The following is a 13,131-nucleotide window of genomic DNA, read 5'->3' as shown; positions in this document are numbered from 1 at the left end:
CGTACGCGGTGTGAAGACTCTGTGGGGGGCCGATGGCGGGATGCGTGTCCTGCTGTCGGTCCCCCGTTCCGTGCCGTACGGTCTTCCCCAGATGAGAGAAACACCCAGGGCGGAGCCTCCCCAGCCCCGCCCGCACCGTGCCGACGCGCACACCGCCGGGGCCTCGTGCTCCGGGACTCCTCACCGATCGGATGGCCGCCCGCCCCACACCCCCCGGGGCGCGCGGCAGCCCGATCCCCTCGGCCGCCCTGGAACCACCCCCCCTGTTCCAGGGCGGCCGGCTCTCTTCTCGGCGCTCGTCGCCCTCGCCGTCGTGACCTGGCAGGTGCTCGTCCACGGCCCTCTGGCCAGGCTCGACGAGCGGGTGTCCCGCTCCCTGGTGGACACCGTCCCCCGGCGGCTGAGCGAACTCGCCTCCGACCTCGGCGATCTGGGCGTCGCCCTGCCCGTGCTCGCCGCCGCCATGGCGTACGCGGTGTGGCGCGGCCGCCGCGCCGACGCCCTCTTCGCAGGCCTCGCGATGGCCTCCGTACCCCTTCTCGTCATCCCCCTGAAGGAGTGGACGGCCCGCCCCGGCCCCCTCGAACCCTGGGCCCACGGCTACTACCCGTCCGGCCACACGGCCACCGCCCTTGTGGCCTACTTCGGTGCTGCCTACCTGGTGTCGAGACGCCTCGTCCCCGTCGCCGCCGTGCTGACGGCGGTGACGGGGACGGGGCTCGTCCTGCGGGGCTTCCACTGGCCGCTGGACGTGCTGGCCAGTCTCTGCCTCGGCTTCCTGGTCCTGGGCGTCAGTTCCAGGGGTACGCGTCGAAGTTCCGGCTGAACTCCCAGTGGTTGAAGCGGTCCCAGTTGATCGACCATGTCATCAGGCCGCGCAGGGAGGACCAGGTGCCGTGGGTCTGGTAGGTGCCGCAGTTCTGCTTCTTCGTGAGGCAGTCCAGGGCCTTGTTCACCTCGGCGGGGGCGGTGTGGCCGTTGCCCGCCTGGGTGGAGGCGGGGAGGCCGATGGCGACCTGGTCGGGGCGGAGGCCCGGGAAGAAGCGGTCCGTGTCGCCGGCGACCGGGAAGCCGGTGAGCAGCATGTCGGTCATGGCGATGTGGAAGTCGGCGCCGCCCATGGAGTGGTACTGGTTGTCCAGGCCCATGACGGGGCCGGAGTTGTAGTCCTGGACGTGGAGCAGGGTGAGGTCGTCGCGCAGGGCGTGGATGACCGGGAGGTACGCGCCGGCGCGCGGGTCCTGGCCGCCCCAGGGGCCGGAGCCGTAGAACTGGTAGCCGAGCTGGACGAAGAAGGTCTCCGGGGCCATCGTCAGGACGAACTCCGGGCCGTACCTGGCCTTGAGGGTCCTGACCGCCTGGACGAGGTGGACGATCACCGGTGACGTCGGGTTGCGGAAGTCGGTGTCGCCGGTCTGGAGCGAGAGCGAGTGGCCCTCGAAGTCGATGTCGAGGCCGTCGAGTCCGTAGGTGTCGATGATCTTCGAGACGGAGGAGACGAAGGCGTCGCGGGCGGCGGTGGTGGCGAGCTGGACCTGCCCGTTCTGGCCGCCGATGGAGATGAGGACCTTCTTGCCCGCGGCCTGCTTGGCCTTGATCGCGGCCTTGAAGTCGGCCTCGGACTCGACGTTCGGGCACTCGGCGACCGGGCAGAGCCGGAAGCGGATGTCGCCCGAGGTCACCGAAGTGGGTTCGCCGAAGGCGAGGTTGATGACGTCCCAGGAGTCCGGCACGTCGGCCATGCGGGTGTAGCCGGAGCCGTTGGCGAAGCTCGCGTGGAGGTAGCCGACGAGGGCGCGGGCGGGCAGTCCGCCGCCTCCCCCGCCGCCTCCGGAGGTCGTGGTGGCGGTGACGGCCGCGGACTTCGCGGACTCGCCCGCGCTGTTGGCCGCCGAGACCTGGAAACTGTAGGCGGTGCTCGGGGTCAGGCCGGTCGCGGTGTACGAGGTGCCGGTCGTGGTGCCGAGCAGAGCGCCCGCCTTGTAGACCTTGTACGAGGTGGCTCCCGCGACCGCGGGCCAGCTGAGCGGCACCGAGGTGGAGGTCGGGGTGCCCGCGGTGAGGCCCGTCGGGGCGGCGGGTGCCTGCACGGGGTCGCCGCCGGGGCCGTACAGCGAGAGGTCGTCGGCCTGGTAGGCGGGCGTGCCGTACCAGCCGTGGGTGTAGACCGTGACCGAGGTGGTCGAGGCGCCGGTGGTGAAGCTGGTGCTCAGCTTCTGCCAGTCCGGGGCCGACTGGGTCCAGGTGGAGACGTCGGTGGTGCCGGTGCCGGTCGCGCCCAGGTAGACGTAGCTGCCGCGGACCCAGCCGCTGAGCGTGTACGTCGAGCCGGGTTTCACCGTGATGGTCTGGGAGCACCTGGCGTTGTCACTGCCGGCCGGGGTCGCCTGGAGCGCCTTCGTCCCGCTGCGGACGGGGGAGGTGACGACGGCGCCGCTGCCCGCCGTGCAGCTCCAGCCGTCCAGGCCGGCCTCGAAGCCGCCGTTGCGCGCGAGTTCGGAGTCGGCGGCCTGGGCGGCCGGGGTGAGGGCGGCGAGCCCGCCGACGGCGAGCGCGCCCGACAGGAGCAGGGTGAGAGGTCTGGTGCGGTCCACGGCTGCCTCCGGGGGTGGGGGGTCGGAGTGGAGCGCACCACAGCATGGTCCAGACCAATCGGGTGGTCAAGACCTCTGCACGGGAAGGGACTTGGGCACCGAGAGGGGCTCAGGAGGCGGTTCCCCCTCTCCGCCCCTCGCGGGGTGGTCCGCCCGCGGCCTCGTGCATGGCCCGTTCGAGCAGCGAGGGGTCGGTGAGGGTGCCCGAGCCGTCCGGCACCACCAGCCAGCGCACTCCCCCGGTCGCCCGGCCCGGGTGCGGGACGGCGACCCAGCTGCCGGGGCCGGCGCCGCGCACTCCGGTACCGAGCCAGCGGGCGGCGGTGCCGGGCGGGACGAAGAAGCCGACGCGGGCGTCGCCGAGGTCGGCGAGGACGGGGCCCGGCCGGTCGACCAGGCGGGCGAGGACGTCGAGGGCGGCGTGGCCGAGCCCGCCCGGCAGGACCAGTACGTCCCAGTGCCGGCCCGCGGGCAGCAGGGCGACCCCGTGCGGGTTGCGCTCCCACTCCCAACGGCAGGCGTCGGGATCCGGTGCGGCCGCGGCCAGCCACTCCACCGCGGCCTTGACGCCGGAGGCCCCCGTAGATGTCATCGTGCGAACTCCTCTCCGTGAGGGCGCGCGGAGGTGCGCGTCCACACGGAGAGAGCGCGGGGGTTCCCCGCTCTTACGCGGGTTCCCTCCTTCGCAATGTGTGACCTGGGTCACATTCGACGGGAAGGGGGTCAGCTGTCGAAGCCGAGGCCCAGCTTGTCCATCGTCTTCAGCCAGAGGTTCCGCCGCCCGCCGTTGGCGTCGGCGCGGGCCAGCGACCACTTGGTGATCCCGATGCCGGCCCAGGCGATCGGCTCCGGCGGGAACGGCAGCGGCTTGGAGCGGACCATGGCCAGCTCGGTGCGCTCGGTGCGCTCTCCGGAGAGGAGGTCGAGCATCACGTCGGCGCCGAAGCGGGTGGCGCCGACGCCGAGGCCGGTGTAGCCCGCCGCGTACGCCACCCTGCCGTGGTGGGCGGTGCCGAAGAAGGCGGAGAAGCGCGAGCAGGTGTCGATCGCGCCGCCCCAGGCGTGGCTGAAGCGGACCCCCTCCAGCTGCGGGAAGCAGGTGAAGAAGTGCTCGGCCAGCTTGAGGTAGGTCTCCGGGCGGTGGTCCATCTCCGCCTGCACCTTGCCGCCGAAGCGGTAGACGGCGTCGTAGCCGCCCCACAGGATGCGGTGGTCGGCAGTGATGCGGAAGTAGTGGAACTGGTTGGCGGAGTCGCCGAGGCCCTGCCGGTTCCTCCAGCCGACGGAGGCGAGCTGCTCCTCGCTCAGCGGCTCGGTGACCAGCGCGTAGTCGTACACCGGGACGGTGTAGTGGCGCAGCCGCTTCACCAGCGAAGGGAAGACGTTGGTGCCGAGGGCGACGCGGCGGGCGGCGACCCGGCCGTAGGGGGTGCGGACGGCCATGCCGGAGCCGGCCGGGACCAGGTCGAGGCCGGGGGTGTTCTCGTAGATCCGGACGCCCAGGTCCTGGCAGGCGCGCTTGAGGCCCCAGGCGAGCTTCGCCGGGTGGAGCATGGCGACGCCGTCCCGGTCCCACAGGCCGCCGAGGAAGGTCGGCGAGTTCACCTCGGCGCGGACGGCGTCCCCGTCGAGGAGGGTCAGGCCCCCGGCGAGGCCGAGCCGCTCGGCCTCCTCGTACCAGTCGTGGAGCTCCTCCAGCTGGTACGGCTCGGTGGCGACGTCGATCTCGCCGGTGCGCTCGAACTCGCAGTCCAGGGAGTAGCGGGCGACGGCCTCCTCGATGGCGTCGAGGTTGGCCGCGCCGAGCCGTTCCAGCTTCGGCAGCTCGCCCGGCCAGCGGGCGAGGCCGTTGCCGAAGCCGTGGGTGAGGGAGGCGGCGCAGAAGCCGCCGTTGCGGCCCGAGGCGGCCCAGCCCACCTCGCGGCCTTCGATGAGCACGACGTCCTGGGAGGGGTCGCGCTCCTTGGCGAGGAGCGCGGTCCACAGTCCGCTGTAGCCGCCGCCGACGACGAGGAGGTCGCACTTCTCGGTGTCGGTGAGGGCGGGCAGGGCGCCGGGCTTTCCGGGGTCTTCCAGCCAGAAGGGGACGGGCTGGGCGTCGGAGAGAGATTGTGCAGCGAGACGCATGGCGACTGGGGCCATGGTTTCCAACTCCTTCGGTGCCTGGGCTTCCTGCGGCTCAGGCCGTTGCTGTTTTCTTGCGCCGGTTCGTGATGATCTGCCCGGTCACGACGATCAGTACCGCGAGGATGAACATGGCGGTGCCGATCACGTTGATCTGAACGGGGGTTCCGCGCTGCGCCGAGCCCCAGACGAACATGGGGAAGGTGACGGTGGAGCCCGCGTTGAAGTTGGTGATGATGAAGTCGTCGAACGAGAGTGCGAAGGCGAGCAGGGCGCCGGCGGCGATGCCGGGCGCGGCGATCGGCAGGGTGACGCGCAGGAAGGTCTGCGCGGGCCCGGCGTAGAGGTCGCGCGCGGCCTCCTCCAGACGCGGGTCCATGGACATGACCCGGGCCTTGACCGCCGTCACGACGAACGACAGACAGAACATGATGTGGGCGATCAGGACCGTCCAGAAGCCCAGCTCGATCCCCATGTTGAGGAAGAGGGTGAGCAGCGAGGCGGCCATGACGACCTCGGGCATCGCCATCGGCAGGAAGATCAGCGAGTTGATCGCGCCGCGCGCCCGGAAGCGGTAGCGGACGAGCGCGAAGGCGATCATCGTGCCGAGGACGACCGCGCCGAGCGTCGCCCAGGCGGCGAGCTGGAGCGAGAGCGTCAGCGACGCGCACATGTCGGCGACGCCGCAGGGGTCCTTCCAGGCGTCCAGGGAGAACCGCTGCCAGGAGTAGTTGAAGCGCCCGTTCGGCTTGTTGAACGAGAACGCCATGACCACGAGGTTCGGCAGGATCATGTACGCGAGCGTCAGCGCGCCCGCGATGACGACGAGGTTCTTGCGCAGCCAGGTCATCAGACGAGGTCCTCCGTTCCCGCCTTGCGGATGTAGACGGTGACCATGAACAGCACGATCGCCATGAGGATGAAGGACAGGGCGGCGGCCGTCGGGTAGTCGAGGACGCGGAGGAACTGCGACTGGATGACGTTGCCGATCATCTTGGTGTCGGTCGAGCCGAGCAGTTCCGCGTTGACGTAGTCGCCGCTCGCCGGGATGAAGGTGAGCAGGGTGCCGGAGACGACGCCGGGCATCGACAGCGGGAAGGTCACCTTGCGGAAGGTGGTCGCCGGGGAGGCGTACAGGTCCTGCGCGGCCTCGTGCAGCCGGCCGTCGATCCGCTCCAGGGAGGTGTAGAGGGGCAGGATCATGAACGGCAGGAAGTTGTACGTGAGACCGCAGACGACCGCCATCGGGGTGGCGAGCACCCGCTCCCCCTCGGTCCAGCCGAGCCAGCTGGTCACGTCGAGGACGTGCAGCGCGTTGAGCACGTCCACCACGAGGCTGTCGTCGGCCAGGATCGTCTTCCACGCCAGGGTCCTGATGAGGAAGCTGGTGAAGAAGGGCGCGATCACGAGGACGAGCAGCAGGTTGCGCCAGCGGCCCGCCTTGAAGGCGATGAGGTACGCGAGCGGGTAGCCGAGCAGCAGGCAGAGCAGGGTCGCGGTGCCCGCGTACAGCAGGGAGCGCAGCAGCTGCGGCCAGTACTCGGTGAAGGCGTCGAGGTAGGTCCTGAAGTGCCAGGTGACCTGGAAGCCCTCTTCGAGGGAGCCGGTCTGGACCGAGGTGGAGGCCTGGTAGACGAGCGGCAGGGCGAAGAAGACGAGCAGCCAGAGGATGCCGGGGAGCAGCAGCCAGTAGGGCACCAGCCGCTTGCGGGCGGAGGGCTTGCGCAGGACCGGTTCCTCGACCGGTCCCGGCGTCTCCTTCGTCAGGGTGGCGGTCATGCGCGGCCTCCTTCGTTCGCTTCTCCGCCCGCGAGGCGCAGAGGTGCGGGCATCGTCGTCGGCTGCGGGCCGGAGGCCTCACGTGCGTCGCTCACAGCGAGTCCTCCACCGTCTCCACGCCCGCGACGCCCGTCGTCCCTGCAAGCATGGACTGGTCGGCGTCGAGCCCGAAGGTGTGAGCGGGGTTCCAGTGCAGGACGACCTCGGCGCCGGGGCGGAGTCGCGCGTCGCGCTCGATGTTCTGCTCGTAGACCTGGAGTTCGGCCCCGGCCGGCGAGTTCACCACGTACTGGGTGGAGACGCCGATGAAGGAGGATTCGACGATCCGGCCGGTGACCCGGTTGCGGCCGTCGGCGATCGAGCCCGCGTCGTCGGCGTGCGCGAGCGAGATCTTCTCCGGGCGGACGCCGACGAGGAGCTTGCCGCCCTTACGGACCGCGTCGGTGCAGCGGTCGCCGGGCACCCGCAGCTTGCCGCCGCCGGCCGTGACGAGCACGTCGGTGCCGGTCTCCACGACCTCGGCCTCGATGAGGTTGGAGGTGCCGAGGAAGTTGGCGACGAAGGTGGTCTTCGGGTTCTCGTACAGGTCGGCGGGGGCGCCGAGCTGCTCGACCCGGCCGCCGTTCATGACCGCGACCTGGTCGGCCATGGTCATGGCCTCCTCCTGGTCGTGGGTGACGTGCACGAAGGTGATGCCGACCTCGGTCTGGATCCGCTTGAGCTCCAGCTGCATCTGGCGGCGCAGCTTGAGGTCGAGGGCGCCGAGCGGCTCGTCGAGGAGGAGCACCTGCGGGTGGTTGATGAGGGCGCGGGCGACGGCGACGCGCTGCTGCTGGCCGCCGGAGAGCTGGTGCGGCTTGTGGCGGGCCTTGTCGCCGAGCTGGACGAGCTCCAGCATCTCGTCGACCTGCGCCTTCACCGACTTGATGCCGCGGCGGCGCAGGCCGAAGGCGATGTTCTCGGAGACGTCCATGTGCGGGAAGAGCGCGTAGGACTGGAAGACGGTGTTGACCGGCCGCTTGTAGGGCGGCAGGGCGGTGACGTCCTGGTCGCCGAGGAAGACGGTGCCGGTGGAGGGGTCCTCCAGGCCGGCGATCATGCGCAGGGTGGTGGTCTTGCCGCAGCCGGAGGCGCCGAGCAGGGCGAAGAAGGAGCCCTGCGGCACGGTGAGGTCGAGCGGGTGGACGGCGGTGAAGGAGCCGTAGGTCTTGCTGATGCCGGTGAGTCGGACGTCGCCGCCGGTGGTGTTGTCAGTCATGGATCGCTGTCCCGGATCTACGTGTGGGTGGACGACGGCTCAGGCGCCGATGAGCTTGGCGAACTTCTCCTCGTACGCCGTCTCTTCCTCGCTGGTCAGCGAGCGGAAGGCGCGGGACTTCGCGGCCATGGCCTTGTCCGGGAGGATGAGGGTGTTGTCCGCGAGCTCGGGGTCGATCTCGGCGAGCTCGTCCTTCACCCCGTCGACGGGGCACACGTAGTTGATGTACGCGGCGAGCTGGGCGGCCACCGGGAGCTCGTAGTAGTAGTCGATGAGCTTCTCGGCGTTGGCCTTGTGCCGGGCGTTGGCCGGGACCAGCAGGTTGTCCGTGGAGGTGATGTACCCGGCGGCCGGGATCGTGTACTGGATGTCCGGGTTGTCGGCCTGGAGCTGGATGATGTCACCGGCCCAGGCGAGACAGGCGGCGATGTCGCCCTTGTCCAGGTCGGAGGTGTAGTCGTTGCCGGTGAAGCGGCGGATCTGCTTCCGGTCGACGGCCTTCTGGAGGCGGCCGAGCGCCGCGTCGAAATCGGCGTCGGTGAACGTGCCCGGGTCCTTGCCCATGTCGAGCAGGGTCATGCCGACGGTGTCGCGCATCTCGGTGAGGAAGCCGACCCGGCCCTTGAGGGCGGGGTCGTCGAGGAGCTGGGAGACCGAGTCGACCTTCTTCCCGCCGGTCGCCTTCTTGTTGTAGGCGATGACGGTGGAGATGCCGGTCCAGGGGTACGAGTAGGACCGGCCCGGGTCCCAGTCGGGGCGGCGGAACTGGGGGGAGAGGTTCGCGTAGGCGTGGGGGAGGTTCGCCGGGTCGAGCTTCTGCGCCCAGCCGAGCCGGATGATGCGGGCGGCGAGCCAGTCGGTGACGCAGATCAGGTCGCGGCCGGTGTCCTGGCCGGCCGCGAGCTGCGGCTTGATCTTGCCGAAGAACTCGACGTTGTCGTTGATGTCCTCGGTGTACTTGACCTTGATCCCGGTGCGCTTGGAGAACGCCTCCAGGGTGGGGCGGGACTTCTCGTCCTCGCTGACGTCCATGTACTCGGTCCAGTTGGAGAAGTTGAGGGTCTTCTCCTTCTCCGAGAAGTCGGTGGACGCCGGTCCCTGGCCCTCCCGTTTGGCCGGCGGGATGCCGCAGGCGGTGAGGCCGGCCAGGCCGCCGACCGTGAGCGCGCCCACGCCGCCGGCCCGCAACAGCGAGCGGCGGCTGAGGGCACCACGGCCGCTCGTCATGCTGCGCCGGATCGCCGCAAGCTGCGCGGCGGACAGGCGGTCGGGCTCGTACTGCTCCATGCGCTGTGCCCTTTCGGGATGGTTGCGCCGCTGGTCGGGCGGCTACTTTGCTATCGGTCCCCGAAGATCGTGCGGTGCCAGTCCTTGGCCGCCACCGCCGTGTTGTCGAACATCACGTGCTTGACCTGCGTGTACTCCTCGAAGGAGTAGGCCGACATGTCCTTTCCGTAGCCGGACGCCTTGTATCCGCCGTGCGGCATCTCGCTGATGATCGGGATGTGGTCGTTGACCCAGACGCATCCGGCCTTGATCTCGCGGGTGGCCCTGTTCGCCCGGTAGACGTCGCGGCTCCAGGCGGAGGCGGCGAGGCCGTACGGGGTGTCGTTGGCGAGCCGGATGCCCTCGTCGTCGCCGTCGAAGGGCAGGACCACCAGGACCGGTCCGAAGATCTCCGACTGCACGACCTCGCTGTCCTGCGCGGCGCCGGTGATCAGGGTGGGACGGTAGTATGCGCCGTTCTTGAGCTCTCCACCAGGGGCTTCGCCTCCGGTGACCACGGTCGCGTAGCCGCGGGCCCGCTCGACGAAGCCGGCGACGCGGTCGCGCTGGACGTGCGAGACCAGCGGGCCGAGATCGGTCGCGGGGTCGGCGGGGTCGCCGAGCCGGACGGTCTCCATGAGGGCGGCCACCCGGGCGACGAAGGCGTCGAAGAGCGGGCGCTGGACGTACGCGCGCGTGGCGGCGGTGCAGTCCTGGCCGGTGTTGATGAGGGAGGCGGCGACGGCGCCGTGCGCGGCGGCCTCCGGGTCGGCGTCGTCGAAGACGACGAAGGGGGCCTTGCCGCCGAGCTCCAGGTGGAGCCGCTTCACGGTGGCGGTGGCGACCTCGGCGACCCGCTTGCCGACGGGGGTGGAGCCGGTGAAGGAGGTCATGGCGACGTCCGGGTGGCCGACCAGGTGCTCGCCGGCCTCCCGGCCCGTGCCGGTGACCACGTTGATCACGCCGTCGGGGATGCCCGCCTCCGTGGCCGCCTGGGCGAACATCAGGGAGGTGAGCGGGGTGAGCTCGGCCGGCTTCAGGACGATCGTGTTGCCGGCGGCGATCGCCGGGAGGATCTTCCAGGCGGCCATCTGGAGGGGGTAGTTCCAGGGCGCGATGGAGCCGACCACGCCGATCGGCTCGCGCCGGACGTACGAGGTGTGGTCGGCGGAGTACTCGGCGGCGGACTGGCCCTGGAGGTGGCGGGCCGCGCCGGCGAAGAAGGCGGTGTTGTCGATGGTGCCGGGCACGTCGAACTCGGTGGTGAGCCGGATCGGCTTGCCGCACTGGAGGGACTCGACCCGGGCGAAGTCCTCGGCCTGCTCGGCGAGGACCGCGGCGAAGCGGTGCAGGGCGTCGGAGCGCTCGCCGGGGGTGGTGGCCGCCCAGCCGGGGAAGGCGGCCTTGGCGGCGGCCACGGCGGCGTCGACGTCCGCGGTGGAGGCGAGTTCGTAGGTGAGGACGCTCTCGCCGGTGGCGGGGTCGACGACGCTGTGCGTCGTGCCCGAGGTGCCGGCGCGGAGCCGTCCGCCGATGTACTGCGCGCCGTCCGCGAAGCGGTCCGTCACCTGGAAGCGGTTGCCCATGACGCTCTCCGTTGTCCCAGCTCGAATTGAGTGCCGATCCTGACAGAGGTACCCGGTTCGAACAAGGGATTCCGTTGTTGCCTTTTGGTTACTCGACGGAATCGGTCGACCAAGTGTCGAGGGTGCGGGAAAATCTCCGTACGGAGTGTCGGTCGCGCGTGCCAGACTCGCGTGCATGATGACGGTCGAAGCGCTGACACAGCAGGTCAGCAGGGGTGCGAAGGTGAAGTGGCTGCACTTCTGGGGGCATCGGCCGGCCCCCGGCGGACGGCTCTCGGCGAGCTGTCTGAGCCAGTGGTGGCCCTCACCCTTCGTGGTCGACGGCGTGCGGTACGCGACGGCCGAGCACTGGATGATGGCCGAGAAGGCGCGCCTCTTCGGTGACGCGGATGCGGAGGAAGCGGCGCTCGCCGCCCCCTCCCCCGCGCAGGCGAAGAACGCGGGGCGGCTGGTCCGCGGCTTCGACGAGACCGTGTGGGCGCGGGAGCGCGCCGGGATCGTGGTGGCCGGCAGCGTCCACAAGTTCGCCTCGGACGAGGGGCTGCGGGGCTATCTGCTCGGCACGGGCGGCCGTGTGCTCGTGGAGGCCAGCCCGGTGGACCGGATCTGGGGCATCGGCCTCGCCGCCCAGGACCCCGGCGCCCACGACCCGGCCCGCTGGCGCGGGCTCAACCTGCTGGGCTTCGCGCTGATGGAGGCCCGGGAGCGGCTGCGTGCGGACGCCGGCTCAGCGGTGGCCGTCGACGACGAGGACCGTTGAGGTCCGCGTCCCCCGCTCCTCCTCCATGTACTCGTCGACACTCACGAAGACCGCGACGAGGAAGGCGATGAAGGCCGCCCCGAAGACCATGGAGACGATGCCGAGGACGATGCCCGCGGTGGCGGCCCCGCCGTTGCTGGCCTCGCCGCGGCCGACGCGCTTGCGGCCGATGATGCCGAAGATCAGGGCCAGGACGCCGAGGATGATCGCCGGGATGCCGTAGAACCAGAAGATGCAGGTGCCGACGATACCGAGCACCATGCCGGCCGTTCCCATGCCGTTGTTCTGGCCGGGCAGCGGCCCGTACGGCACGGGGTGGGCGGGCGGGTAGCCGTACGCGGGGCCCACGGGGCCCGCTGCCGGGTAGCCGTACGAGGGCGGGGGCGTCGGCGCCCCGTAGGCGGACGGCCCGCCGGGCGCGACGGGGGGCGGCGGAAGCTCTCCGCCGGTCGGTGCTCCACCGGCCGGGCCCCCGGGGGGCATCTCTCCGGTGGGTATGGAGGCGACCGTCTGCTGGTCGTGGACCGGCCGGTCCGCGGCGGGCCGCTTGCCCAGGTCCACCCTGTCCTCCCCGCGCCCCGGCGGCGGGGCCCACGGGTCGGTGGTCTCCCCGTTCTGCGGGCGCGGCTCTGCGTTGTCGGACATTCTGGGCTCCCCTCCGTGGTCACGTCATGCTACGGCGTCCGGGCCGCTCTCCCCCGACCGGCCTACGATGACCCGATGACCGATCTCCACCCCTTCATCGCGGGCCTGCCCAAGGCCGAGCTGCACGTCCACCACGTGGGCTCGGCCTCTCCCCGGATCGTCTCCGAGCTGGCCGCCCGGCATCCGGACTCCAAGGTCCCCACGGACCCGGAGGCGCTGGCCGACTACTTCACCTTCACCGACTTCGCGCACTTCATCGACGTGTACCTGTCCGTCGTCGACCTGGTGCGCACCCCCGAGGACGTCCGGCTGCTGACCTTCGAGGTCGCCCGGGACATGGCCCGGCAGAACATCCGCTACGCCGAGCTGACCATCACCCCGTACTCCTCCACCCGCCGCGGCATCGACGAGCGGGCCTTCATGGCGGCGATCGAGGACGCCCGCAAGGCGGCGGAGGCCGAGTTCGGCACCGTGCTGCGCTGGTGCTTCGACATCCCCGGCGAGGCCGGTCTGGAGGCCGCGGAGGAGACCGCGCGGCTCGCCGTCACCGACGGCATCCGCCCCGAGGGCCTGGTCTCCTTCGGGCTCGGCGGCCCGGAGATCGGGGTGCCGCGCCCGCAGTTCAAGCCGTACTTCGACCGGGCCAGGGCGGCCGGGCTGCGCTCGGTGCCGCACGCCGGCGAGACCACGGGACCGCAGACGGTCTGGGACGCGATCCGCGATCTGGGCGCCGAGCGCATCGGCCACGGCACCAGCTCCGTGCAGGACCCGGAGCTGCTCGCGTACCTGGCCGAGCACCGGATCGCCCTGGAGGTCTGCCCGACCTCCAACATCGCGACCCGCGCGGTGGCCGCCCTCGACGAGCACCCGATCCGGCGGATGGCGGAGGCCGGGGTCCTGGTGACGGTCAACAGCGACGACCCGCCGATGTTCGGCACCGACCTGAACACCGAGTACGCGGTCGCCGCCCGGCTCCTCGGCCTCGACGAGCGCGGCCTCGCCGCCCTCGCGAAGAACGCGGTGGAGGCGTCCTTCCTCGACCCGGCCGGCAAGGAGCGGCTGGCCGCCGAGATCGACACGTACACGGAGGGCTGGCTGGCGCGCTGAGGCCCGGCGAAG

The 13,131-nt window shown here is 71.1% G+C and carries 12 protein-coding genes; 3 read left to right on the top strand and 9 right to left on the bottom strand.

Annotated features, from left to right (window positions below; translation table 11 throughout):
• The first annotated feature begins 91 nt into the window (after window positions 1–91).
• The gene (locus QK442_RS12985; protein ID WP_282694055.1) at window positions 92–826 is read left to right on the top strand and encodes a phosphatase PAP2 family protein; all 735 of its coding nucleotides are present in this window, start codon (window positions 92–94) and stop codon (window positions 824–826) included.
• On the opposite strand, the gene QK442_RS12980 is transcribed toward QK442_RS12985, so the two are convergent.
• The 8 genes from QK442_RS12980 to QK442_RS12945 all read right to left on the bottom strand — a co-directional run bounded on the left by QK442_RS12980 (window position 792) and on the right by QK442_RS12945 (window position 10,607).
• Complete coding sequence (locus QK442_RS12980) at window positions 792–2,594, bottom strand: glycoside hydrolase family 18 protein (RefSeq protein ID WP_282694054.1); 1,803 nt, start codon at window positions 2,592–2,594, stop codon at window positions 792–794. The two genes, QK442_RS12985 and QK442_RS12980, sit on opposite strands and share 35 nt — an antisense overlap.
• Before the next feature lie 109 nt (window positions 2,595–2,703).
• A complete protein-coding gene (locus QK442_RS12975; RefSeq protein WP_282694053.1) occupies window positions 2,704–3,186 on the bottom strand; it encodes a hypothetical protein in 483 nt (160 codons plus the stop codon).
• Between the two features lie 131 nt (window positions 3,187–3,317).
• Window positions 3,318–4,736 carry an FAD-dependent oxidoreductase gene (locus QK442_RS12970; protein ID WP_282694052.1) on the bottom strand — a complete coding sequence of 473 codons (1,419 nt, stop codon included), beginning with the start codon at window positions 4,734–4,736 and terminating at the stop codon, window positions 3,318–3,320.
• 37 nt (window positions 4,737–4,773) lie between these two features.
• Window positions 4,774–5,568 carry an ABC transporter permease gene (locus QK442_RS12965; RefSeq protein WP_282694051.1) on the bottom strand — a complete coding sequence of 265 codons (795 nt, stop codon included), beginning with the start codon at window positions 5,566–5,568 and terminating at the stop codon, window positions 4,774–4,776.
• On the bottom strand, window positions 5,568–6,497 hold the full coding sequence (locus tag QK442_RS12960; RefSeq protein ID WP_282694050.1) for an ABC transporter permease: 930 nt from the start codon (window positions 6,495–6,497) through the stop codon (window positions 5,568–5,570). Before QK442_RS12960 ends, QK442_RS12965 begins: the two co-directional genes overlap by 1 nt.
• A gap of 91 nt (window positions 6,498–6,588) precedes the next feature.
• A complete protein-coding gene (locus tag QK442_RS12955) occupies window positions 6,589–7,755 on the bottom strand; it encodes an ABC transporter ATP-binding protein (RefSeq protein ID WP_282694049.1) in 1,167 nt (388 codons plus the stop codon).
• 39 nt (window positions 7,756–7,794) lie between these two features.
• Window positions 7,795–9,042, bottom strand: a complete 1,248-nt coding sequence (locus QK442_RS12950) for a spermidine/putrescine ABC transporter substrate-binding protein (RefSeq protein WP_282694048.1) — start codon at window positions 9,040–9,042, stop codon at window positions 7,795–7,797.
• A gap of 50 nt (window positions 9,043–9,092) precedes the next feature.
• Window positions 9,093–10,607 (bottom strand): gamma-aminobutyraldehyde dehydrogenase, encoded by a 1,515-nt coding sequence (locus QK442_RS12945; protein WP_282694047.1) that lies wholly within the window; start codon window positions 10,605–10,607, stop codon window positions 9,093–9,095.
• Window positions 10,608–10,782: 175 nt separating this feature from the next.
• Between QK442_RS12945 and QK442_RS12940 the strand changes: the two genes are divergently transcribed.
• Window positions 10,783–11,367: an NADAR family protein gene (locus QK442_RS12940; RefSeq protein WP_282694046.1), complete on the top strand. Its 585-nt coding sequence runs from the start codon at window positions 10,783–10,785 to the stop codon at window positions 11,365–11,367.
• Here QK442_RS12940 and QK442_RS12935 read toward each other — a convergent pair.
• On the bottom strand, window positions 11,335–12,012 hold the full coding sequence (locus QK442_RS12935; protein WP_282694045.1) for a DUF4190 domain-containing protein: 678 nt from the start codon (window positions 12,010–12,012) through the stop codon (window positions 11,335–11,337). The two genes, QK442_RS12940 and QK442_RS12935, sit on opposite strands and share 33 nt — an antisense overlap.
• A 75-nt stretch (window positions 12,013–12,087) precedes the next feature.
• Between QK442_RS12935 and QK442_RS12930 the strand changes: the two genes are divergently transcribed.
• Complete coding sequence (locus tag QK442_RS12930) at window positions 12,088–13,119, top strand: adenosine deaminase (protein WP_282694044.1); 1,032 nt, start codon at window positions 12,088–12,090, stop codon at window positions 13,117–13,119.
• The last annotated feature ends 12 nt before the right edge of the window (window positions 13,120–13,131 follow it).

This window comes from Streptomyces sp. CC208A, from assembly GCF_030010625.1.
Classification (GTDB): Bacteria; Actinomycetota; Actinomycetes; order Streptomycetales; family Streptomycetaceae; genus Streptomyces.
Note: the sequence above shows the minus strand (reverse complement) of the source record. Positions and strands in the feature narration are given on the sequence as shown.